19 protein-coding genes are annotated in these 23,770 nt (G+C 61.9%); 9 read left to right on the plus strand and 10 right to left on the minus strand.

Annotated features, from left to right (window positions below; translation table 11 throughout):
• Positions 1–159 precede the first annotated feature (159 nt).
• On the plus strand, positions 160–366 hold the full coding sequence (locus UCMB321_RS23125) for a hypothetical protein (protein ID WP_040070959.1): 207 nt from the start codon (positions 160–162) through the stop codon (positions 364–366).
• Between the two features lie 24 nt (positions 367–390).
• Here the strand turns inward: UCMB321_RS23125 and UCMB321_RS23130 are convergent, their stop codons facing one another.
• Positions 391–975 carry a YajG family lipoprotein gene (locus UCMB321_RS23130; protein ID WP_040070960.1) on the minus strand — a complete coding sequence of 195 codons (585 nt, stop codon included), beginning with the start codon at positions 973–975 and terminating at the stop codon, positions 391–393.
• A 927-nt stretch (positions 976–1,902) separates the two neighbouring features.
• On the opposite strand from UCMB321_RS23130, the gene mqo reads away from it, so the two are divergent.
• Positions 1,903–3,411, plus strand: a complete 1,509-nt coding sequence (gene mqo, locus UCMB321_RS23135; RefSeq protein WP_040070963.1) for a malate dehydrogenase (quinone) — start codon at positions 1,903–1,905, stop codon at positions 3,409–3,411.
• A gap of 105 nt (positions 3,412–3,516) precedes the next feature.
• On the opposite strand, the gene UCMB321_RS23140 is transcribed toward mqo, so the two are convergent.
• The gene (locus tag UCMB321_RS23140) at positions 3,517–3,804 is read right to left on the minus strand and encodes a PA4642 family protein (RefSeq protein ID WP_040070965.1); all 288 of its coding nucleotides are present in this window, start codon (positions 3,802–3,804) and stop codon (positions 3,517–3,519) included.
• Positions 3,805–4,008: 204 nt separating this feature from the next.
• Between UCMB321_RS23140 and glsB the strand changes: the two genes are divergently transcribed.
• Positions 4,009–4,917 (plus strand): glutaminase B, encoded by a 909-nt coding sequence (gene glsB, locus UCMB321_RS23145; protein ID WP_040070967.1) that lies wholly within the window; start codon positions 4,009–4,011, stop codon positions 4,915–4,917.
• A gap of 151 nt (positions 4,918–5,068) precedes the next feature.
• On the opposite strand, the gene garD is transcribed toward glsB, so the two are convergent.
• The 4 genes from garD to kdgD all read right to left on the minus strand — a co-directional run bounded on the left by garD (position 5,069) and on the right by kdgD (position 10,509).
• Positions 5,069–6,622: a galactarate dehydratase gene (gene garD, locus UCMB321_RS23150; protein WP_040070969.1), complete on the minus strand. Its 1,554-nt coding sequence runs from the start codon at positions 6,620–6,622 to the stop codon at positions 5,069–5,071.
• 11 nt (positions 6,623–6,633) lie between these two features.
• Positions 6,634–7,995 carry an MFS transporter gene (locus tag UCMB321_RS23155; protein WP_040070970.1) on the minus strand — a complete coding sequence of 454 codons (1,362 nt, stop codon included), beginning with the start codon at positions 7,993–7,995 and terminating at the stop codon, positions 6,634–6,636.
• A gap of 98 nt (positions 7,996–8,093) precedes the next feature.
• A complete protein-coding gene (locus UCMB321_RS23160) occupies positions 8,094–9,539 on the minus strand; it encodes an aldehyde dehydrogenase family protein (protein WP_040070972.1) in 1,446 nt (481 codons plus the stop codon).
• A 58-nt stretch (positions 9,540–9,597) separates the two neighbouring features.
• Positions 9,598–10,509, minus strand: coding sequence for a 5-dehydro-4-deoxyglucarate dehydratase (gene kdgD, locus UCMB321_RS23165; RefSeq protein ID WP_040070975.1), 912 nt, complete (start codon positions 10,507–10,509; stop codon positions 9,598–9,600).
• 226 nt (positions 10,510–10,735) lie between these two features.
• On the opposite strand from kdgD, the gene UCMB321_RS23170 reads away from it, so the two are divergent.
• The gene (locus UCMB321_RS23170) at positions 10,736–12,373 is read left to right on the plus strand and encodes a hypothetical protein (RefSeq protein ID WP_040070976.1); all 1,638 of its coding nucleotides are present in this window, start codon (positions 10,736–10,738) and stop codon (positions 12,371–12,373) included.
• Positions 12,374–12,387: 14 nt separating this feature from the next.
• Positions 12,388–12,579: a hypothetical protein gene (locus tag UCMB321_RS23175; RefSeq protein ID WP_040070977.1), complete on the plus strand. Its 192-nt coding sequence runs from the start codon at positions 12,388–12,390 to the stop codon at positions 12,577–12,579.
• A gap of 110 nt (positions 12,580–12,689) precedes the next feature.
• On the opposite strand, the gene UCMB321_RS23180 is transcribed toward UCMB321_RS23175, so the two are convergent.
• From UCMB321_RS23180 to UCMB321_RS23195, 4 genes are all read right to left on the minus strand, one after another.
• A complete protein-coding gene (locus tag UCMB321_RS23180; protein ID WP_040070978.1) occupies positions 12,690–13,439 on the minus strand; it encodes a FadR/GntR family transcriptional regulator in 750 nt (249 codons plus the stop codon).
• 71 nt (positions 13,440–13,510) lie between these two features.
• Positions 13,511–15,241: an ABC transporter ATP-binding protein/permease gene (locus tag UCMB321_RS23185; protein WP_040070980.1), complete on the minus strand. Its 1,731-nt coding sequence runs from the start codon at positions 15,239–15,241 to the stop codon at positions 13,511–13,513.
• A gap of 96 nt (positions 15,242–15,337) precedes the next feature.
• Positions 15,338–15,898 carry a response regulator transcription factor gene (locus UCMB321_RS23190; protein WP_040070981.1) on the minus strand — a complete coding sequence of 187 codons (561 nt, stop codon included), beginning with the start codon at positions 15,896–15,898 and terminating at the stop codon, positions 15,338–15,340.
• Positions 15,895–17,154 (minus strand): ATP-binding protein, encoded by a 1,260-nt coding sequence (locus UCMB321_RS23195; protein ID WP_040070983.1) that lies wholly within the window; start codon positions 17,152–17,154, stop codon positions 15,895–15,897. The genes UCMB321_RS23190 and UCMB321_RS23195 overlap by 4 nt, the downstream gene beginning before the upstream one ends.
• A gap of 255 nt (positions 17,155–17,409) precedes the next feature.
• Here UCMB321_RS23195 and UCMB321_RS23200 point away from each other — a divergent pair, with 255 nt between their 5' ends.
• The 4 genes from UCMB321_RS23200 to UCMB321_RS23215 all read left to right on the plus strand — a co-directional run bounded on the left by UCMB321_RS23200 (position 17,410) and on the right by UCMB321_RS23215 (position 23,724).
• Positions 17,410–18,117, plus strand: coding sequence for an SIMPL domain-containing protein (locus UCMB321_RS23200; protein ID WP_040070984.1), 708 nt, complete (start codon positions 17,410–17,412; stop codon positions 18,115–18,117).
• Positions 18,118–18,342: 225 nt separating this feature from the next.
• A complete protein-coding gene (locus tag UCMB321_RS23205) occupies positions 18,343–19,944 on the plus strand; it encodes an ABC transporter substrate-binding protein (protein WP_040070985.1) in 1,602 nt (533 codons plus the stop codon).
• A 257-nt stretch (positions 19,945–20,201) separates the two neighbouring features.
• Entirely contained in the window at positions 20,202–21,827 is a 1,626-nt protein-coding gene (locus UCMB321_RS23210) for an ABC transporter substrate-binding protein (RefSeq protein WP_040070986.1), read from the plus strand.
• A gap of 298 nt (positions 21,828–22,125) precedes the next feature.
• The gene (locus UCMB321_RS23215) at positions 22,126–23,724 is read left to right on the plus strand and encodes an ABC transporter substrate-binding protein (RefSeq protein ID WP_040070988.1); all 1,599 of its coding nucleotides are present in this window, start codon (positions 22,126–22,128) and stop codon (positions 23,722–23,724) included.
• The last annotated feature ends 46 nt before the right edge of the window (positions 23,725–23,770 follow it).

The following is a 23,770-nucleotide window of genomic DNA, read 5'->3' on the forward strand; positions in this document are numbered from 1 at the left end:
GGCGAGTTCTCGTACAGACCCTAATAGCAACGGTTATGAATCACAACGGCGCCCGTGGGCGCCGTTGTCGTTTCTGTTGGTCGGGTTGATTTCCATTGTCACCGGAACGTCACCTTGACACGCCAGTCTGTCGCCCTTCGATAGCCCACGGAGCTTGTCATGCTGCACGCAGAAAACCAGGATCGCCTTTACCTGATCGCCCCCAGCGACGAACAGCAAGCCCTGGTGGACGCCATGTCGTTCAACGTCCAGGATCGCCATTGGCTGGTGTATTGCGCATTGGGAGGGCATCAGCACGCCGATCTGCCGGAAACGGATCTGCTGACGGGGGTGAGCGTGCTGGATCTTTATGTGGAGGCGGCGTGAGCCGTCCCCACATGACTCATATCATTATTCGCTCAGCAGCTGGCCGATTTTCGGGTCCTTGAACACCCGGGTCAGCGCATCGCTCAACACGTCGCTGATCAGCTTGGTGTTCGACTCTTCGTTCGGCGCCATGCCGAAACGCTGGTTCAAGGACGCCCCATAGCTACCGCTGTAATGACGGTTGCCGCTGCTCACATCGGAACGGAAGTTGGCACCGATGTTCGCCTCGGTCACATAAACCCCCTCTTTCGGCGACTGATAGGTCAGGTCGGACAGGGTCACGGTCAATACCGGCACATTCATGGCATTCGGCGACGGGGTGAAGCCCAGCAGGCGTACCGCAGCTTCGGCCTGGGCCTGCAGCTTCGGCATCAGGTCGGCACTTTGCACGGTAATGGCGCTGGTCTCGGGGTACAGGCCACCCCGGGTACCCAACACCGGCGAGCGGCGACCGTCCACCACCCGCACCACCACCGGCTGGCCATGGCCGATCGGCGCCAGTTGCACGGTGAGCTTGGGTTGCGGGCTGAGTTGTTGCGGGCTGTTGGCACAGCCGACAAGCGTCAAACTGGTTACTGTGATCAAACCGAACAACAGGCGTTGCAACATGCTCATCTCTCCAAGGACCAGGCATCATTCAGTCCCTGAGTATAGCGGGGCCCGGGTGTCGCTAACCAGCGTCGCCCGCACGGGCACGAACGTCCGGCAACCGCCCCCGGCCGTCATCTGGTCACACACCTGTCACACCGGTCTGCCACCCTGCGCACAACCTCTGATCGCTGAAACGCCCGGCACCTGACCGGATGCCGAATAAAAGTCATTAAACACGACCATTTTTCCCCGTTTCTTAGTTACAATCTCCCCCCGATTATAAGGACGTCTCCTGATCGGGCCTCGCAGCACCGCCAATGCCCTTGCATCGGCACCTTCGTACTGCCCACAGAGAGCCGCCCACACAGATCGAGTGAAGCCGGCGAGCTTGCTGATACCAGCGCAAACCACCGTTTTCAGCGAATCTGCCAGAGCTGCCCTTGCGCTCGCTCACTGCGTTGTTGGCCCGTGCCGCCTGCCCTTCCCGGCCGGTATTCGCACCACGGGCCCGGTGACAGACTGCGGCAGCCCTTTTTTGAGGTTCACGTCTTCAAAAGAGCGTGAAAAAACGGGTTTTCACAACTTCACGAGAGTGTGGCGAACAAATGAATAGTTTCGTGTCTGAACAGGCACCATCAGCGTCTCCAACGGCCCCATCACACAGGACCCGATACACCTCGACAGGTGCTTGACGCCTGTTCGCTTACGGATTTGGTTGCACGAATCGGACGCTCTTGACCATAAGTCGAATTGCCCGTGTTGCCCACACATGCGTTCATACGCACCTTGGGCCCACCGGCAGCGTCCGCTGAAGTTGCAAGAAATTGCGAAGAATCGGACATGGCCATCCTGGTCGGGTCATTGCGGGGCTAAGCTCAAACAAGCCCCTTCCATGCCCGGCAGCCATGCCGTCAATGTGGTGCTGCAGATTTTGGAGACGCGTTAATGGCGCATAACGAAGCAGTCGATGTGGTCCTGGTAGGGGCCGGCATCATGAGTGCCACCCTTGCGGTGCTGCTCAAGGAGCTCGACCCCGCGATCAAGCTGGAAGTCGTCGAGCTGATGGATTCCGGTGCCGCGGAGAGTTCCAACCCGTGGAACAACGCCGGTACCGGCCATGCCGGCCTGTGCGAGCTGAACTACACGCCGCAGGCGGCTGACGGCTCCGTCAACATCAAGAAAGCCGTGCACATCAACACCCAGTTCGAGGTGTCGAAGCAGTTCTGGGCCTACCTGGCGCAGAAAGGCACCTTCGGCTCGTGCAAGTCCTTCATCAGCCCGGTACCGCACCTGAGCTTCGTCCAGGGCGACAAGGACATTGCCTTCCTCAAGAAGCGTTTTGAAAGCCTGCATCCGCACCATGCCTTCGCCGAGATGGAATACACCGAAGACCGCGCGAAGTTGGCCGAGTGGATGCCGCTGATGATGCAGGGCCGTCCGGCCGCCGAGCCGATTGCCGCGACCCGCGTGCTGAAAGGCACCGACGTCAACTTCGGTGCCCTGACCAACCAGTTGCTCAAGCACCTGACCAGCGCCCCCGACGCCCAGGTCAAGTACTGCAAGCGCGTGACCGGCCTCAAGCGCAACGGCGCCGGCTGGACCGTGAGCATCAAGGACGTGAACAGCGGCAACAGCCGTGAAGTCGATGCCAAGTTCGTCTTCCTCGGCGCCGGCGGCGCGGCCCTGCCGCTGCTGCAGGCTTCGGGCATCGAGGAAAGCAAGGGCTTCGGCGGCTTCCCGGTCAGCGGCCAGTGGCTGCGTTGCGACAACCCGGAAGTGGTCAAGCACCACCAGGCCAAGGTCTACAGCCAGGCCGCCGTGGGTTCGCCACCGATGTCCGTGCCGCACCTGGACACCCGTGTGGTCGATGGCAAGAAGTCCCTGCTGTTCGGGCCTTATGCCGGTTTCACCACCAAGTTCCTCAAGCATGGTTCGCTGATGGACCTGCCGCTGTCGGTGCGCGTTGGCAACATCGGCCCGATGCTGGCCGTGGCCCGCGACAACATGGACCTGACCAAGTACCTGATCAGCGAAGTGATGCAGTCCATGGAGCAGCGCCTGGAATCCCTGCGCCGCTTCTACCCGGAGGTGAAAGCCGAGGACTGGCGCCTGGAAACGGCCGGCCAACGGGTGCAGATCATCAAGAAAGACCCGAAGAAAGGCGGCATCCTGCAGTTCGGTACCGAACTGGTGGCGGCCAAGGACGGTACGCTGGCCGCCCTGCTCGGCGCCTCGCCGGGCGCTTCGGTCACCGTGTCGATCATGCTGGAACTGATCGAGCGCTGCTTCCCGGAAAAAGCCAAGGGTGAGTGGGCGGCCAAGCTCCATGAGATCTTCCCGGCACGGGAAAAGGTCCTGGAGACGGATGCGGCGCTGTATCGCAAGATCAACGCGCAGAACAACCTCCGCCTGGAACTGGTGGAGCCGAGCAGCGAGACCGAAAGCTACGCTTGAGGTGATCGCGCAATGAAAAACGCCCCGTTCTTCGGTTGAAGAACGGGGCGTTTTTTTAGCTCAGAATCAAATGTGGCGAGCGGGCTTGCCCGCTCGCCACAGGAGTCAGCCGCGAGCGCTGTCGATCAACTCGATATAGTCGCCGGCATTGCGCTGATCGCGGATCAGGGCGACGAAGTCCTGGCCGTGCTCGTCCTTGCCGTCGAGGTCGTAGCCGGCTTCCTTGAAGAACACCAGGAACCGCTCGAAATCGTCGATACGCAGGCCACGGTAGGCCTTGATCAGCTTGTGCAGGGACGGCGAGGTGGCATCGGCCGGCTCGAAATCGAGAAACAACTTGATCTGCGCATCGCCGATCTCGTCACCAATCACCTGTTTCTTATCTTTGCGCATTACCGGCTCCAGCCAACAGACATTACACGGGGCAGGCAGTTTACCCCTGCCTCTGCTCCGGTCTCAACGAGTACGAACTGATCCGGTCCACCTGTGCGCCAACGGCAAAAAACCTGACGGTAAAAACTGTGCTCCGAAGCCCGCACGTGGCGTCTAGCAGCATGTAGACCCGCAACCCGGCGGGAAGTGACTGCGAGCCCGAGCATGCAAGCGCTGTTGAACGAGATCCTTGATGAAGTCCGGCCATTGATCGGCCGGGGCAAAGTGGCCAATTACATTCCGGCGCTGGCGGATGTGCCGGGCAATCAACTGGGCGTTGCCGTGTACAGCAACGACGGCGAGGTGTTCCAGGCCGGCGACGCGCAGACGCCGTTCTCGATCCAGAGTATTTCCAAGGTCTTCAGCCTGGTGCAGGCGATCGGCCACTCCGGCGAGGCGATCTGGGAGCGGCTGGGCCATGAGCCCTCCGGGCAGCCCTTCAACTCGCTGGTGCAGCTGGAGTTCGAACGCGGCCGCCCACGCAATCCGTTCATCAACGCCGGTGCCCTGGTGATCTGCGATATCAACCAGTCGCGCTTCGCCGCGCCGGCGTTGTCGATGCGCGATTTCGTCCGGCGCCTGTCGGGCAACATGCAGATAATGGTGGACGGCAAGGTGGCCGAATCGGAATACCAGCACCGCGCACGCAACGCAGCCATGGCGTACCTGATGCAATCGTTCGGCAACTTTCACAACGATGTGGAGGCGGTGCTGCGCAGTTACTTCAGCCACTGTGCGCTGCGCATGAACTGCATCGACCTGGCGCGGGCATTCTGCTTCCTGGCCAATGACGGCTTCTGCAAGCACAGCGGCGAGCAGATCCTGACCCGCCGCCAGACCCAGCAGGTCAACTCGATCATGGCCACCAGTGGGTTGTATGACGAGGCCGGGAATTTTGCCTATCGGGTCGGCTTGCCGGGCAAGAGCGGCGTGGGTGGCGGGATTGTCGCGGTGGTGCCGGGACGCTTTACCGTGTGCGTCTGGTCGCCGGAGCTGAATGCGGCCGGCAACTCGCTGGTGGGGATGGCGGCGCTGGAACTGCTGAGCGAGCGGATCGGTTGGTCGGTGTTCTAGGCAGGGACACCGCGTTATCGTTCATCGCGAGCAAGCTTGCTCCTACAGGATTGCGCCGTACGCAAAATATCGTTTCGATACGGACACTGTAGGAGCCTGGCTTGTCGGGACGCCGCACCGCAGCGATGAGGCCCTCAAGCCCTGCACAAACTCAGGTAATCGGCGCCGGATTGAACAAGGTAATGTCGTTGTGCAGCTTGTGCCGCTCGGCCCAGGTCTGCTGTTTGCCGCTGGCGACATCCAGGTAGTAGTGGAACAACTCCCAGCCCAGCTCCTCGATCGTGGCCCGCCCGGTCGCAATGCGCCCTGCGTCGATATCGATCAGGTCCGGCCAGCGCTGCGCCAGCTCGGTGCGGGTCGAGACCTTCACCACCGGTGCCATCGCCAAGCCATAAGGCGTACCGCGCCCCGTGGTGAACACATGCAGGTTCATCCCGGCCGCCAGCTGCAAGGTACCGCAGACAAAATCACTGGCCGGCGTCGCGCAGAAGATCAGGCCCTTGCGCGTGAAGCGCTCGCCCGGCCCCAGCACCCCGTTGATCGCGCTGCTGCCGGACTTGACGATGGAGCCCAGGGACTTCTCGACAATGTTCGACAACCCGCCCTTCTTGTTCCCCGGCGTGGTATTGGCGCTGCGGTCGGCCTCGCCCTTGGCCAGGTAGCGGTCGTACCAGTCCATCTCGCGCACCAGCGCCTCGGCCACCGGCAGGTTCTCCGCCCGCGAGGTCAGCAGGTAGATCGCATCGCGCACTTCCGTCACTTCGGAAAACATCACCGTCGCCCCGGCCCGCAACAGCAGATCGGAGGCATAGCCCAAGGCCGGGTTGGCGGTGATCCCGGAAAACGCATCGCTGCCGCCACATTGCATGCCGAGAATCAGCTCCGACGCCGGCACCGTTTCCCGGCGCCGCTGATCGAGTTTCTTCAGGCGGGTTTCCGCCAGCGCCATGATCTGCTCGATCATTTCGGTAAAGCCGTGGCTGGCATCCTGCAAGCGATACAACCAGGGCTCGCTCAGGTCCACCGAGCTGTCGCCCTCGTGCATCACCTGCCCGGCCAGCAGCTTCTCGCAGCCGAGACTGATCACCAGCGCCTCGCCCCCCAGGTTCGGGTTGCGCGCCAGGTTGCGCACGGTGCGGATCGGGATATAGGCGTCGGCCGCGCTGATCGCCACGCCGCAACCGTAGCTGTGGGTCAAGGCCACCACATCGTCGACATGCGGGTACTTGGGCAGCAGTTCGTCCTTGATGCGCTTGACCGCATGGTCCAGCACACCGGTCACGCACTGCACCGTGGTGGTGATGCCGAGGATATTGCGCGTGCCCACGGTGCCGTCGGCATTGCGATAGCCCTCGAAGGTGAAGCCCTCGAGCGGCGCCTGGGCCGCCGGTACATCGGTGGACAGCGGCAGGCTGTCCAGCGGTGGCGCGGTGGGCATGCGCAACTGATCCTCCTTGACCCAACTGCCACGGGGAATCGGCGCCAGCGCATAACCGATGACCTGGCCGTAGCGGATCACTTCGCCGCCCTCGGCGATGTCCACCAGGGTCACCTTGTGGCTCTGCGGAATGGGCTCGCGGGTCACCAGGACGTCCGCGAACTCGGTGCCGGCCGGCACGCCCTGGTCATTGACCACGATCACCACGTTGTCCCGCTCGTGCAGGCGGATGTAGCGCGGCGAATCGGAATGTTCAATCAACTGCATGAAGCCGCTCCTCAGGAATGGGCTTGGGTCAGACGGGGCTCGGTATCGTGCCTGGGACCGGCCGGTGGCTCGCGCAGTTCGACCCGCTTGATCTCACCGACGATCACCACGTAGCTGATCACCGCCACCAGCGCATTGGCGCCGACGAACACCAGGGCCCACTTGAACGAGCCGGTGGCGCTGATGATGTAGCCGATCACGATCGGCGTGGTGATGGACGCGATATTGCCGAACATGTTGAACAGGCCGCCACTCAAGCCGGCGATCTGCTTCGGCGAGGTGTCCGAGACCACCGCCCAGCCCAGCGCGCCGACGCCCTTGCCGAAGAACGCCAGGGCCATGAAGCCCACCACCATCCATTCGATGTCCACATAGTTGCAGGCGACGATGGTGGTGGAGAGCAGCAGGCCGCCAATGATCGGCGCCTTGCGGGCGAAGGTCAGGCTGTGGCCGCGGCGCAGCAGGTAGTCGGAAATGATCCCGCCCAGCACACCGCCGACAAAGCCGCAGATCGCCGGCAAGGAGGCGATGAAGCCGGCCTTGAGGATGGTCATGCCGCGTTCCTGCACCAGGTACACCGGGAACCAGGTCAGGAAGAAATAGGTGATGCCGTTGATGCAGTACTGGCCCAGGTAGACGCCGAGCATCATGCGGTTGGTCAGCAGTTGACGCACGTAGTCCCACTTCGGACCGCCACCGGCGGCCTTGCCCTGGTCCATGTCGACCATGCCGCCGTTCTCGGCGATATGGACGAACTCGGCCTCGTTGATCATCGGGTGCTGGCGCGGGCTGTGGATGATTTTCAGCCAGATCAGCGAGAACAGCACGCCGAGGCCGCCCATCACCAGGAACACGTGCTGCCAGCCGAAGACGAACACGATCCAGCCCATCAGCGGCGCGAACAGGACGGTGGCGAAGTATTGCGCGGAGTTGAAGATCGCCGAGGCGGTACCGCGTTCGGCGGTGGGGAACCAGGCCGCGACGATGCGGGCGTTACCGGGAAAGGACGGCGCTTCGGCCAAGCCCACCAGGAAGCGCAGCATGAACAGCGCAACCACGGCGGTGGAGACGCCGAGCTCGCCGACATAGCCTTGCAGCGCGGTGAACAGCGACCAGGTGAAGATGCTCAGGGCGTAGACTTTCTTCGAGCCGAAACGGTCGAGCAGCCAGCCGCCGGGAATCTGCCCGAGCACATAGGCCCAGCCGAAGGCGGAGAAGATATAACCGAGGGTGACGGCATCGATGCCGAGGCTCTTCTGCAGGCTGGAGCCGGCAATAGCGATGGTGGCACGGTCGGCGTAGTTGATCGTGGTCACCAGGAACAGCATGAGCAGTATCAAATAGCGGACGTGGGTCTGCTTGATCGCTTGCATGTAGATGTACTCCCACTCTTTATTTTTTTACGCGGGTAAAACATTCAGGGATGTACCGCACGGGGCTTCAGGCAAGGGCCCCGTGCGGGTAGAGCGGGTTACGAACCGATGTAGCTGGTCTTGACGACGGTGTAGAACTCCTGCGCATAACGGCCTTGCTCACGGGAGCCGTAGGACGAACCTTTGCGCCCACCGAACGGCACGTGGTAGTCCACACCCGCCGTCGGCAGGTTGACCATCACCATCCCGGCCTGGGAGTGGCGCTTGAAGTGGTTGGCGTACTTCAGCGAGGTGGTGGCGATACCGGCGGAAAGCCCGAACTCGGTGTCGTTGGCCATGGCCAGCGCGGCTTCGTAATCGGCCACCCGGACGATGTTGGCCACCGGGCCGAAGATCTCTTCGCGGCTGATGCGCATCGAGGCTTCACTGTCGGCGAACAGCGTCGGGGCGAGGAAATAGCCTTCGGTATCGCAGGTCACCAGGCCACCGCCGGACACCAGCCGCGCGCCTTCGGACTGACCGATGTTGATGTAGCCCAAATCTTGCTCAAGCTGTGCCTGGGACACCACCGGACCAATGTCGGTACCACTCTTGAGCGCGTGACCGACCTTGATCGAACGCATGCGCTCGGCCATGGCCTCGACGAACCGGTCGTGGATCCCGGCGGTGACGATCAGCCGGCTGGAAGCCGTGCAGCGTTGGCCGGTGGAGTAGAACGCACTCTGCACCGCCAGCTCGACGGCCTGCTTGAGGTCGGCGTCATCGAGAATGATCTGCGGGTTCTTGCCGCCCATCTCCAGCTGCACCTTGGCCTGGCGCGACACGCAGTTGACCGCGATCTGCCGGCCGACGCCGACGGAACCGGTGAAGCTGATGCCGTCGACTTTCGGGCTGTTGACCATCGCGTCGCCCACCAGGCGACCGCTGCCCATCACCAGGTTGAACACACCGGCCGGGAAACCGGCGCGGGAAATGATTTCCGCCAGGGCCCAGGCACAACCCGGCACCAGTTCGGCGGGCTTGAGCACCACGCAGTTGCCGTAGGCCAGGGCCGGGGCGATCTTCCAGGCCGGGATGGCGATCGGGAAGTTCCACGGCGTGATCAGGCCGACCACGCCGAGGGCCTCGCGGGTCACTTCGACGTTGACGCCCGGACGCACCGACGGCAGGTAATCCCCCGACAGGCGCAGGCATTCGCCGGCGAAGAACTTGAAGATGTTGCCGGCACGGGTCACTTCGCCAATGGCCTCGGGCAGGGTCTTGCCCTCCTCCCGGGCCAGCAGGTGCCCCAGCTCTTCGCGGCGGGCGAGAATCTCCGAACCGACCTTGTCCAGCGCATCGCTGCGGGCCTGGATGCCCGAGGTGGACCAGGCGGGAAACGCCGCACGGGCGGCGTCGATGGCCGACTGCACTTGAGCCAGGTCAGCCTTGGCGTATTCGCCAATGACATCGGACAAGTCCGACGGGTTGATATTGGCCGAGTAATCGGCACCGGCCACCCACTGGCCACCAATGTAGTTGTCGAAACGCTTTGCATCTGCCACGGAAAACCTCCTGAACCGAAAAAGCCGCTGATTGCTCAGCGGCCTGGTTTATTCGTTCTTACTGTGCGCCTTGCTTGTCGATCAGCGCGGCCAGGGCTTCGTATTCTTCCGGCAGCAGATCGGTCAGCGGCGTGCGCACGGGACCGGCGTCATGGCCGACGATCTTCGCACCGGCCTTGATGATGCTCACAGCATAACCGGAGCGGCGGTTACGGATATCCAGGTACGGCAGGAAGAAGTCGTCGATGATCTTGGCGACGGTGGCGTGATCGTCGCGGGCAATGGCGTGGTAGAAATCCATCGCGGTTTTCGGGATGAAGTTGAACACCGCCGAGGAGTAGACCGGCACGCCCAGGGCCTTGTAGGCCGCGGCATAGACCTCGGCAGTCGGCAGGCCACCGAGGTAGCTGAAACGATCACCGAGGCGGCGGCGAATCGACACCATCAACTCGATATCCCCCAGGCCATCCTTGTAGCCGATCAGGTTCGGGCAGCGTTCGGCCAGGCGTTCCAGCAAGGGCGCGGTCAGGCGGCAGACATTGCGGTTGTAGACCACCACGCCGATCTTCACCGATTTGCACACGGCTTCAACGTGGGCGGCGACGCCTTCCTGGCTGGCTTCGGTCAGGTAGTGCGGCAGCAGCAGCAGGCCCTTGGCCCCCAGGCGCTCGGCCTCCTGGGCGTATTCGATGGCCTGGCGGGTCGAACCGCCGACACCGGCGAGAATCGGCACACTGCCGGAGCAGGTATCGACGGCGGTCTTGATCACTTCGGAATATTCACTGGCCGCCAGGGAGAAGAACTCACCGGTACCGCCGGCGGCGAACAGCGCGGTCGCGCCGTAAGGGGCCAGCCACTCCAGGCGCTTGACGTAGCCGGCGCGATGGAAATCGCCCTGGGCAGTGAAATCGGTCACCGGGAAGGACAGCAAGCCGGAGGAGAGGATGGACTTCAGTTCTTGTGGATTCATTATTCGAACACCCTGGGAGCACGTTGTGATGAAAGAGACAGCGCAGGCTGGCTGATGTCGTACGTCATCGTACAACTTAAATAACAAAGGTCAACAGGTATCGCTCAAGAAATCTCACAAACCATTTCCCTCCTTGACGTAGGAAATTTTTCATCTATATTCGATTTTAACTGTATATATATACAGTTAATTGAAACGAAAAAGACGACATATCAAGGAGCTAGAAATGTCAGCTACTCAACGGATCGCAGGGGATTTCCTGCTGCACGACGGCAAGGTCATTGCCGAACTCGACACCCTCTTTACCGAACGGGGCATCGCGATTCCAGGCGACGGCGCGGCCGTGATCCTGCTCGCCGAAGGTCATCACACCCTCAAGTATCACCAGCCGACGACGCCCGGCGTCGCACCCAAGGGCTCGCCTCAGGCGCGTTTCGAAGGTGGTGAACACACAGCTATCGGCGACAGCGCCCTGCTGCGTTTTGCCAAGGACGCACCAGCCATTCCGGCCTGGCAGGTCGAACTGCACCTGACCAACGGTCTGGCCCTGACCTATGGCCAGATCATCGCCCTGGGCGGAGATTTCTACGGTATCCCGGACCGCCCGATCGCCGATGGCGCCACCCTGGCGGAACGTCAGGCGCGCTTCAGCGCATCCTTCAACTCGTTGGCGACGCTGCCCGCCTCCCGGGAAGAAGCGCAGAAGATCCTGCAAGTGATGAAAACCGAGATCAACGCCGCCAACCAGGCGATCAAGGACGGCAAGCAGCCTCACGAAGCCTACGACGAACTGGGCGATACCCTGTCCGGCGAGTGGAACAAGATCACCGGTGGCGGCAGCTTCGCCTCGCCGCTGTACCCCCTGGGCCGCTACCTGAAACTGGCCGCCAGCAACTGGGACCACTTCGGCGAATGGGCCTTGCTGGCCTACCAGGCCGGTCACGCCGCTGCCTTGCAACAGGCCGTCGTGGCCCGCAAGAGTGGCACCGACCAGGACCTGGAACTGGCCTACGCGATGAATGCCTTTGCCGATCACTTCCTTACCGACCTGTTCTCCGCCGGCCATTTGCGTGTGCCGCGCAAGCAACTGGCCGACAGCGTCACGCCCGCCGACGTGGGTTCGCTGATCTCCCGTTTCATGCACGACGAGGACAGCAAGTACGGCCTGAAAGTCAGCAACGCTCGCGGCGAGCGCTGGAATTGCTACGGCGACAAGCGCTATTTCGACACGATTGACAGCAGCAACCGGCTCCAGGTCAAACAGGCGGTGCAGCAGTCGGTGGATGAAGTGTTCGCGGCGTTTCTCAGTGGCGTCGTCGTACCCCCCGAGAGCTTTGCCGCCCTGCGCTCGGTACCGGACCTGGCGAAGGTGGAAAACAGCCAGGACAACCTGAATTTCGCCCCGCTGTTCGCCCTCAAGGGCAAGACCGTGCTGCGCCGCAACGACGTCAACAACCTCAACGACCGCAGCCAGAGCGACAGCTGGTGGGGCTGGAGTACCTATCTGCTGCTCAAGGACTACAAACCGAACCTGCCCGCGGGTTATCTCAACCCGCCCGGCGTGGCCCCGGCGATCAAGGCCGATGGCTGGCAGAGCCGCAACCCCAGCGAGCCCAACTGGCTGCCGGGCAATGCCGTGCGGTATGCCTTCAGCTACACCAAGGGGCTGGACGAGTCCTATATCGGCCCGTGGACGGCCTATGCCGAACTGACCGATCGCTTCCAGCCAACCTTGAATGTACCGGCGGATGCGTCAGTGGGGGCAACGGGACGCCATGTGTTCCGCCAGTTCCGCGGCGGTTCGCCCGAGCTGATCGGCACGCTGGACGGCCAGGCCACGACCTTTATCGACAATCATCAGTGACAAGGAGAGCACCCATGACCTTTACCGTAAAACTCGAACTGGCTTCCGGTCAGTCACTCAAGGATATGCCGCTGGAACTGCTGGCCGATGGCGTGGCGGTTGCCCGGGCGAAGGCAGATGCAACCGGCAAAGTTGCGTTTGATGTGCCGGCGAAAGCCGCGAAATGGGCGGTGCGCGTGGATCGGACGATCCTGAAAGGCGCATAGAGAACCTGGTGTGGGAGCGGAGCTTGCCCGCGAAGGCGGCCTTGAGGTCGCCAAAAGCTTCGCGGGCAAGCTCCGCTCCCACAAGGTCCGTATTTCAGGCTTCGAGCTACTTAGCCCTTCTGCGCCTCGGCCTCTTCATGGGCCTGGCGCAGCCGCTCGCGGCTGTTGGTCAAATGCAGGCGCATGGCCGCCCGCGCCGCATCGGAATCCTGGCGGGCAATTGCTTCATAGATCTCTTCGTGCTCACGCCCCAGCCGGTTCATGTAGTGCTGCTGGTCATCATGGGCCAGCCGCGCCGAGTTCAAGCGGGTCCGGGGAATGATGCTGGTGCCCAGGTGGGTCATGATATCGGTGAAGTAACGGTTGCCGGTGGCCAGGGCAATCTGCAGGTGGAACTGGAAATCCGAAGCCACCGCATCGCTGGCATGGGCCGCGCTTTCATTCAACGCATCCAGCGCTGCACGCATCGCCGCCAACTGTTCCGTGGTGCGCCGCTGCGCTGCCAACCCCGCCGACTCAACCTCCAGGCTGATACGCAACTCCAGAATCGCCAGCACATCGCGCAGGGTCACCACCGTCGCCGGATCGATACGAAAACCGCTGGGGCTCGGCGTATCCAGGACAAAGGTACCGATGCCATGCCGGGTTTCCACCTGCCCGGCCGCCTGCAGGCGCGAGATGGCCTCGCGCACCACCGTACGGCTGACGCCATGGGCATCCATGATCGCCGACTCGGTGGGCAACTTGTCCCCACGCTTGAGCTGGCCGTCGCGGATCTGCTCGGTGAGTACCGTGACCAGTTCCTGGGCAAGGCTGCGGCGCTTTCGGGTCGGGCGAAGCCCGGCGCTCTGGTTTTCCATATCGAACATCTATCTCGGCTGAACGGCTGAGCCCGCATCATAGCTCAACCGGGTTGTACGATCACTCTTGGCTATGCACTGACCGCGTCCTGAGTGACCAGGTGTCCACGCTCGATACGCAGATGCCGTGGGTGGAATTTGTTCAGGCTGCTGCGATGGCCGACGCTGACAATGCTCAAGCCCGGGATCTGGTCGATCAGCGCCTGATACAATGCCGCCTCATCCTCCTCGTCCATGGCCGCCGTGGCTTCGTCGAGGAACAGCCATTGCGGCGCATAGAGCAGCGCACGGGCGAAGGCCAGGCGCTGCTGCTCACCCGGCGACAACATCCGCTGCCAGTGATTGCTTTCGTCCAGTCGTCCGGCCAGGTGCGGCAGGCGACAGGTCTGCAAGACTTCCTGATAACGCTCATCCGGGTAAGCATCGCCCGGCTGTGGATAACTCATCGCCTCACGCAGGCTGCCAATCGGCAAGTAAGGTTTCTGCGGCAGGAACAGCGAACGCCCGACCGGCAAGCGAATGCTGCCGCCGCCCCGGGGCCAGAGGTTGCCCATGGCGCGCAACAGGGTGCTTTTGCCACTGCCGGAACGCCCGCTGAGCATCACCCTTTCGCCCGGGGCCACACTCATGTGCGCACCCGCCAGCAAATGCCGACCGTCCGCCAGCTCCAAGTCCAGGTTGTTCACCTGCAACGCTTCACCCTGGCTCTGCACCTCGATGGCCGGCGCACGGCCTTCATTGTCGTCCATGGCCTGACGGAAACTCAGCAAGCGGTCACAGGTCGCCTTCCATACCGCGATAGTGGAGTACGCGTCGATGAACCAGCTGAAGTTTTCCTGCACATTGCCAAAGGCCGAGTTGATCTGCATCAGCTCGCCAAGCTGGATCTTGCCGGCGAAATAGCGTGGCGCCGCCACCATGAAGGGAAAGATGATCGCGATCTGAGTGTAACCGGAGGTGAAGAACGTCAGGCGCTTGGTGACCCGCATCAGCGCCCAGTAGTTGGACCAGACCTTGCCGAAACGTGTACTGAGACGCTGGTTCTCATTGGGCTCGCCGTCATACAGGGCAATGCTTTCGGCGTTTTCACGAACCCGTACCAACGAGAAGCGCATATCGGCTTCAAAGCGTTGTTGTTGATTATTCAGCGGGATCAGGTGGCTGCCGATCACCCGGGTCAACCAACTGCCGATGACCGCATAGAGGAAGGCGCACCAGAACATGTAGCCGGGAATGGTGATGCCAAAGACTTCGATACTTCCCGATATCCCCCAGAGAATGATCGAGAACGACACCAGACTGACCACCGTGCGAAACAGCCCCAAGCCCAGACTCAAGGTGTCGCTGGTAAAGCTGTTGAGGTCTTCACTCAGTCGTTGGTCCGGGTTGTCGGTATTCCCGCCCGACTCCATCTGGTAGTAGTTCTTGTGCTCGAGCCAGCGTTTGAAATGCTGCTCGGTCAGCCAGCGGCGCCAGCTGATGGTCAGCATCTGGGTCAGGTACAGCCGATAGACCGCACCGAGGATGGCAACCGCGGCAATACCGCCGAAATACAGGATCAGGTGCCAGAAGGCCTCACTGTTTTTCTCCTGCAAGGCGTTGTAGAAATCCTTGTACCAATTGTTGAACCAGACCGAGATGCCAACGCTGAATAGCGACAGGCCCACGACACTGATCAGCAAAAACCAGGCTTTGCCCTTCTCCTCACTGCGCCAGTAAGGCGAGGCCAGTTGCCAGACCCTACGAAAAAAATGCCCTTTTACTGCATCGTTGACCACGGAATATTCAGCGTTCTTAGTCATTCTAAGGCTCGGTTGGAGTAGGAAATTTCACCAACCGATCATAGATGATTCGCACCCGGCGTAGGGCGCTTTGCGACGGACTCGTTCAGCGCCGGTTCAGCGCCGCACCGGCCGCTTCTGCAATTTGCGCTGCAAGGTCCGCCGATGCATGCCCAGGGCGCGGGCGGTGGCGGAGATATTGCCTTCGTGTTCGGTCAGTACGCGCTGGATATGCTCCCATTGCAGGCGATCCACCGACATCGGGTTTTCCGGCACCAGGGTATCGAGGTCGGCATGCTCGGAGAGCAAGGCCGCCAGCACGTCGTCGGCATCCGCCGGCTTGCACAGGTAGTTGCAGGCACCGCGCTTGATCGCCTCCACCGCCGTGGCGATGCTCGAGTAGCCGGTGAGGATCAGCACACGCATCTCCGGATCGAGCTCCAGCAGCTTGGGCAGCAGCACCAGGCCGGAGTCGCCGTCCATCTTCAGGTCCAGCGCGGCATAGTCCGGCACGTCCTGCTGGGCCAGGATCAGGCCCTCTTCGGCCGAACCGGCGGTGCTGACGCGAAAGCCGCGGCGGCTCATGGCCCGCGCCATCACGCGGGTAAAGGTGGCGTCGTCGTCCACCAGCAACAGATGCGGCAGTTCCTCGCCTTCGACCTGGATTTCGTCACTCATGCTTCGTCTCCTCGGGCAACACGGGGCAGGCGCAGCTCGGTGAGCGTGCCGCCCTCCTCATGACTGTAGAGTTTCACCGAGCCGCCGGCGCGTGTCACGCTGGCCTTGCTCAAGAACAGGCCCAGGCCGAAACCTTTGCCCTTGGTGGTAAAAAACGGTTTGCCGATCTGCTCGGCGATGGCCAGCGGCACACCGGCGCCGTGGTCACGGATACTGATGGTGAGGGTCTCCTCATCCCAATCGAGTCGCACTTCCAGGCCTTCGGGGCAGGCATCGGCGGCGTTGTTCAGCAGGTTGAGCAAGGCCTGGGTCAGGTCCGGCGGCGGCGCCAGGCGCGGCACATCGCCCTGGCCCAGGCGCTGGAAGCGATAGCTGGCTTCCGGGCGCATCAGGTGCCAACGGTTCAGCGCTTCGTCGAGCCAGACCGTGACATCCTGCATTTCCACCGCCATTCGACGATTGGCCTCGGCGGCGCGGACCAGTTGCTGCAGGCTTTCCTTGCACAGCTTGACCTGATCCTGGAGCACGCTCAGGTCGTCCTGGAGCAGCGGGTCCGGATGATCCTGGCGCATTTCCTTGAGCAGCACGCTCATGGTTGCCAGGGGCGTCCCCAGTTCGTGGGCGGCGCCGGCGGCCTGGGTCGCCACGGCCAGCAGTTGCTGGTCACGCAGGCCTTCTTCGCGACGCAACGCGCGCAATTCTTCCTGGCGCCGCAGTTCCTCGGCCATCTTCGCGGCGAAGAAGGTGATCACTGCCGCGGCCAGGGCGAAGCTCAGCCACATACCATAGATCTGCAGCTTTTCCCGGGAGATCGGCAAGGTTTCCAGCGGGTAGAACTGCACCAGCAGCAAGGTGTACAGCGCCAGTGCCACGCCGGAGAGGACCACCGAATAGCGCCAGGGCAAGGTCACCGCGGCGATGGTCAGCGGCACCAGGTAATAGGACACGAAGGGGTTGGTCGAGCCCCCGGAGAAGTACAGCAAGGCGCTGTGGATAAACAGGTCGCAGGCCAGCTGCACGGCGTATTCGAGCTCAGTGACCGGCCAGGTGGTACGCAGGCGCACCACCGTGAACGCGCAGAGCACCATGGAACAGACCAGGGTCATCGCCAGTTGCAACCAGGGCAGCGGCAGCAGCTGGAACCAGTAGGCGATTCCCACGGAGCCGGCCTGGGCGGCCAGGACCAGAATACGGATGAAGGTCAGGCGCCAGAGGTTCTGGCGAGTCGCGGACAGCAATTGAACGGGGGCGAGCATGAGCTCTCCTGATGAGCGCTCCAGGCGGATCGCCACGAGTATAACCAAGCCGGGGCGCGGGCAGGTAAATGTGCGGCAAACAGCCACAGTCGACAAACATCGTTCCAACAAGCCCGCTCGCCACACAGCCCCCTACAACCAGCTCTACTCTGTATTGAAGTTGTAACCGCGCGAACCCGACACGCCGAGCGTAGTCTGATGTCTGCACGCGGGACTGCCCGTCACCACCGCGCACCGAATCCCAAGGAGCTTCATATGCACTTCACACGTCGCGCCGCCTTTCTCGCCCTCAGCCTCAGCACCCTCGCCAGCCTGCCGGCCCTGGCCGCCGACGAGGCTCGTTACAACCAGATTTCCCTGCGTGCCGAAGCCAGCCAGGAAGTGGCCCGCGATCTGATGATCGTGACCCTCTACACCGAGGCGCAGAACAGCGATCCGGCCAAGCTCGCCGCCGACATCACCACCCGCATGAACAAGGCGCTGGGCCAGGCCAAGGCGGTCAAGGAAGTCAGCCTGAGCCAGGGCAGTCGCAACAGCTACCCGATCTACGACAACAAGACCCAGAAGATCATCGGTTGGCGTGAACGCGCCGAACTGCGCCTGGAAAGCAGCGACTTTGCCGCCCTGTCCAAGCTGACCGGCGAACTGATGCAGGACCTGAAAATGGAAAGCATGGACTTCGCCATCGCCACCGCCACCCGCAAGACCAGCGAGGACGCCCTGTTCAAGGAGGCCATCGCCGCGTTCAAGGCCCGCGCCCAACTGGCCACCGAGGCCTTGGGTGGCAAGGGCTACAAGATCGTCAGCCTGAACCTCAACAGCAACGGTTATCCACAGCCGTTCCCGCGCGGCGCGATGATGATGAAAGCGGCGGCCATGGAGGCAGCGCCGACGCCGGAAGTGGAAGCCGGCAAGGCCAAAGTCAACATGAATGCCGACGGGGTGATCGAGGTATTGCAGTAATCTGCAGCCTGAACACGATCCCTTGTAGGAGCCGGCTTGCTGGCGATGGCGTCCTTATGGTCGATGCATGGTTTGAGGGCCCCATCGCTGCGGTGCGGCGTCCCGACAAGCCAGCTCCCACAAGGGCCGCGGTGCTCTTCCGCGTTTGCTTGGCGCCAAGACCTCGACAGGGCGTGCTAGAGTCGGGCCTCTCCCCGCTCTATTGCGCACCCTCGAGGCCTTTCAATGGAAAAGATTGCCTTCAAACCCCTGCTGTTGGCCGCCACCTTGCTGGCCTGCGCGCCCTTGGCCCAGGCCAGCTCGACCCTGGTCTACTGCTCCGAAGCCAGCCCCGCCGGCTTCGACCCGAGCCAGTACACCAGCGGCACCGATTTCGACGCTTCCGCGGAAACCGTGTTCAACCGCCTGGCCCAGTTCAAACGCGGCGGCACCGAGGTCGAACCCGGCCTGGCCACGAGTTGGGACGTTGCCCCGGACGGCCTGGCCTACACCTTCCACCTGCGCCCTGGCGTGAAGTTCCATACCACCGACGACTTCAAGCCGAGCCGCGACTTCAACGCCGAAGACGTGCTCTTCACCTTCCAGCGCCTGCTCGACGCCAATCACCCGTTCCGCAAGGCCTACCCTTCCGAATCGCCCTATTTCAGCGATATGGACCTCAACACCACGATCAAGAGCGTCGAAAAACTCGACGACCAGACCGTACGTTTCACGCTGAACCATATCGACGCCGCCTTCGTGCAGAACCTGGCCATGAGCTTCGCCTCGATCCAGTCCGCCGAATACGCCGCGCAACTGCTCAAGGAAGGCCGCGCCGCCGACATCAACCAGAAGCCCGTGGGCACCGGCCCGTTCGTGTTCAAGCGTTACCAGAAGGACGCGCAGATCCGCTACGTGGCCAACAAGGCCTACTGGAAACCCGAGGACGTGAAGCTCGACAACCTGATCTTCGCCATCACCCCGGATGCCGCCGCGCGCCTGCAGAAGCTCAAGGCCGGGGAATGCCAGGTCAGCGGTTACCCGCGCCCGGCCGACATCGAGATCATGCAACAGGACAAGAACCTGGTGGTGCAGCAGCAGCCGGGCTTCAACCTGGGCTTCCTCGCCTACAACGTCACCCACAAGCCCCTGGACCAGCTCAAGGTCCGCCAGGCCCTGGACATGGCCATCGACAAGCCGGCGATCATCAAGGCCGTCTACCAGAGCGCCGGCCAACTGGCGCAGAACGCCCTGCCGCCGGGCCAGTGGTCCTATGACCCGAGCATCAAGGATGCGCCCTACGACCCGACCAAGGCCCGCGCGCTGCTCAAGGAAGCCGGCGTGGCCGAAGGCACACAGATCAACCTGTGGGCCATGACCGTGCAACGGGCCTCCAACCCCAATGCCCGGATGTCGGCGCAGATGATCCAGGCCGACTGGGCCAAGGTCGGGATCAAGGCCAATATCGTCAGCTATGAATGGGGCGAGTACATCAAGCGCGCCAAGAATGGCGAGCATGACGTCATGATCTATGGCTGGACCGGCGACAACGGCGACCCGGACAACTGGCTCGGCGTGCTCTACAGCTGTGCCGCGGTCAAGGGCAGCAACTACGCCAAGTGGTGCGACCCGGCCTATGACCAGCTGATCCAGAAAGCCAAGCTCAGCAGCAACCATGACGAACGGGTCAAGCTCTATCAACAGGCGCAGAAAATCCTCAAGGAACAGGCGCCGATCACCCCGATCGCCAACTCGACGGTGTTCCAGCCGCTGCGCCGGGAAGTGCACGACTTCAAGATCAGCCCCTTCGGCCTGACCCCCTTCTATGGCGTGAGCCTGGGCCAGTAGGCCAATGCCCCAACCGGGTGCGCCAGGCGCCCCGGTTGCCCGCCCATGGTGCGCCCCGTGCACCTGAAAAGTCCCTCGAAAGCTGACAAATGCGTCAGAATTTACACAATTGCGACATTCATGTACGTTCGTGCCACTCTTCGACGCTTAGCACGTCTCTGCATCTTGCAATGGGTATGGGGCCTGCATAAGTATCCGCAGGTCGACTCACGAGGTCGTCCTCACTACCAAAAATGACAACAAATCATGAGGCCACCATGCTTAAAAAAGCAGTCATTCCGTTTTTAGTCGGCGCAGGCCTCCTGGCCAGCGCACCGTTCGCTGTCGCTGCGACTAACCTGGTGTTCTGCTCCGAGGGGAGCCCGGCCGGTTTCGATCCAGGCCTGTACACCACCGGAACCGACTTCGACGCCTCCGCGGAAACCATCTTCAACCGCCTCAGCCAGTTCGAACGTGGCGGCACCGCCGTGACTCCTGGCCTGGCGACCAGTTGGGACGTTTCCCCCGATGGCCTGACCTACACCTTCCACCTGCGTGAAGGCGTCAAGTTCCACACCACCGATTACTTCAAGCCGACGCGCAATTTCAACGCCGACGACGTGCTGTTCACCTTCAACCGCATGCTCGACAAGGACATGCCGTTCCGCAAGGCCTACCCGACTGAATTCCCGTACTTCACCGACATGGGCATGGACACCAACATCACCAAGGTGGAAAAACTCGACGACAAGACCGTCAAGTTCACCCTGAAGACCGTGGATGCCGCGTTCATCCAGGACTTGGCGATGAGCTTCGCCTCCATCCAGTCCGCCGAGTACGGCGACAAGCTGCTCAAGGAAGGAAAGGCCAGCGACATCAACCAGAAGCCGATCGGCACCGGTCCGTTCGTCTTCAAGAGCTACCAGAAAGACTCGAACATTCGCTTCACCGGCTTCAAGGACTACTGGAAGCCTGAGGACGTCAAGGTCGACAACCTGATCTTCGCCATCACCACCGACGCCTCGGTACGCGCGCAGAAGCTCAAGAAGGGCGAATGCCAGATCACCGCCTACCCTCGCCCGGCCGACATCGCCCCGCTCAAGGCCGACAACAGCCTGAGAATGCCTGAGCAGGCCGGCTTCAACCTGGGTTACATCGCCTACAACGTGATGCCGGTCCTCAAGGACCAGACCGCCGCCAACCCGCTGGCCGACCTGCGCGTGCGCCAGGCGCTGGACATCTCGGTGAACAAGAAGCAGATCATCGAATCGGTCTACCAGGGCGCCGGCCAACTGGCGGTCAACGCCATGCCGCCGACCCAATGGTCCTACGACACCACCGTCAAGGACGCCAAGTACGATCCGGAAAAGGCCAAGGCACTGCTCAAGGAAGCCGGCGTCAAGCCAGGTACCGAGATCACCCTGTGGGCCATGCCGGTCCAGCGTCCGTATAACCCCAACGCCAAGCTGATGGCAGAGATGCTCCAGTCCGACTGGAAGAACATCGGCCTCAACGTCAAGATCGTCAGCTACGAGTGGGGCGAATACATCAAGCGCTCCAAGGCGGGCGAGCAGCAAGCCATGCTGATTGGCTGGAGCGGTGACAATGGTGACCCCGACAACTGGCTGGGCGTGCTGTTCGGCTGCGACGCGGTCAACGGCAACAACTTCTCGAAGTTCTGCTACAAGCCCTTCGAGGATCTGATCAAGGAAGCCAAGTCCACTGCGGACCAGGCCAAACGCACCGAGCTGTACAAGCAGGCGCAACACATCCTCAAAGACCAAGTCCCCTATACACCTATCGCACACTCGACGGTGTACCAACCCATGAGCGCCAAAGTGCAGGACTTCAAGATCAGCCCGTTCGGCTTGAACTCCTTCTACGGCGTCAGCGTCAGCAAGTGAGGTGGTGCGAAGACGGCGTCCAACCGGCGTCGTCTTCGCCTCATCCGCCAGAATTGCAGGAATTGTCCGAAATCCGTTCGCTGTAACAGCAGAGCGCATCTCTGCTGCACAGAGATTTCCTACAACTCTCTAAGGCTCTACGCATTTACCGCATCGACTTGGCTTCGTAACGTCAAGACTTCGCTGATATGCGTTCACGAGCGGCATTGCTGCATTTACTGACTTGATCGGCGATCTTTTCCGTGTTCCCAACACGGCCATTGCTCGCCGATGACAATAAAAAAGGATTGGGACCGTCATGCGCCAGACCTTCACATTATCCGCATTGGTGGGAGCCGCCCTGTGGGCGGGTTCTCCTTTCGCCCAGGCTGCCGGCAGCCTGGTGTTCTGCTCCGAGGGCAGCCCGGCCGGGTTCGACACCGCGCAGTACACCACCGCCACCGACAATGACGCCGCCGAGCCGCTCTACAACCGGCTGGTGGAGTTCGTCAAAGGCGAGACCACCGTCGCCCCGGCGCTGGCCGAAAGCTGGGATATTTCCGCGGATGGTCTGGTGTATACGTTCCACCTGCGCAAGGGCGTCAAGTTCCACAACACCGCGTACTTCACGCCGTCCCGCGACTTCAACGCCGACGACGTGGTGTTCACCTTCAATCGCATGCTCGATGCCGAGCAGCCGTTTCGCAAGGCCTACCCCACCGAGTTTCCGTACTTCAACGGGATGAGCCTGAACAAGAACATCGCCAAGGTCGAAAAGACCGGGCCGCTGACCGTGGTCATGACCCTCAATTCGGTCGACGCCGCGTTCATCCAGAACATCGCCATGAGCTTCGCCTCGATTCTCTCCGCCGAATACGCCGAGCAGTTGCTCAAGGCCGGCAAACCGAGCGAGATCAACCAGAAGCCCATCGGCACCGGGCCGTACGTGTTCCAGCGCTATCAGAAAGACGCGCAGATTCGCTACGTTGCCAACAAGCAGTACTGGGACCCGGACCAGGTCCGGCTCGACCAGTTGATATTCGCCATCAACACCGATGCCTCGGTGCGGGTGCAGAAACTCAAGCGCGGTGAATGCCAGATCACCCTGCACCCGCGCCCCGCCGACGTCGACGGGCTGAAGAAGGCCCCCAAGCTGCAGGTCATCCAGAAGCCCGGCTTCAACCTGGGCTACATCGCCTACAACGTGCAACACAAACCCTTCGACCAGCTCCAGGTCCGCCAGGCGCTCGACATGGCGGTGAACAAGCCGAGCATTCTCAATGCGGTCTACCAGGGCGCCGGCCAGCTGGCGGTCAACGCCATGCCACCCAGCCAATGGTCCTACGACGAAAGCATCCAGGACGCCCCCTACAACCCGGAAAAAGCCCGGCAACTGCTCAAGGCCGCCGGCGTCAAGGAAGGCACCGAAATCACCCTCTGGGCCATGCCCGTGCAACGCCCGTACAACCCCAATGCCAAGCTGATGGCCGAAATGCTCCAGGCCGACTGGGCGAAGATCGGCCTGAAGGTGAAGATCGTCAGCTATGAATGGGGCGAGTACATCAAGCGTACCAAGAATGGCGAGCACGACATCAGCCTGATCGGCTGGACCGGCGACAACGGTGACCCGGACAACTGGCTCGGCACCCTCTACGGTTGCGACGCGATTGGCGGCAACAACTACTCCATGTGGTGCAACCCGCAATACGACAAGCTGATCAAGCAAGCCAAGCTCGTCACCGACCGCGACCAACGCGCGGTGCTTTACCAACAGGCCCAGCAGTTGCTCAAGCAACAGGTGCCCATTACCCCCATCGCCCATTCGACGGTCAACCAGCCGTTGAGTAGCAAGGTCGAAGGTTTCAAGGTCAGTCCCTTCGGGCGCAACGTGTTCTCGGGCGTCAGTATCGAACAATAAAACCATGACCCGTGCCGCGGGGGCGAATTTCGCCTCTCGAGCAACT

The organism is Pseudomonas batumici, from assembly GCF_000820515.1.
GTDB classification, from domain to species: domain Bacteria; phylum Pseudomonadota; class Gammaproteobacteria; order Pseudomonadales; family Pseudomonadaceae; genus Aquipseudomonas; species Aquipseudomonas batumici.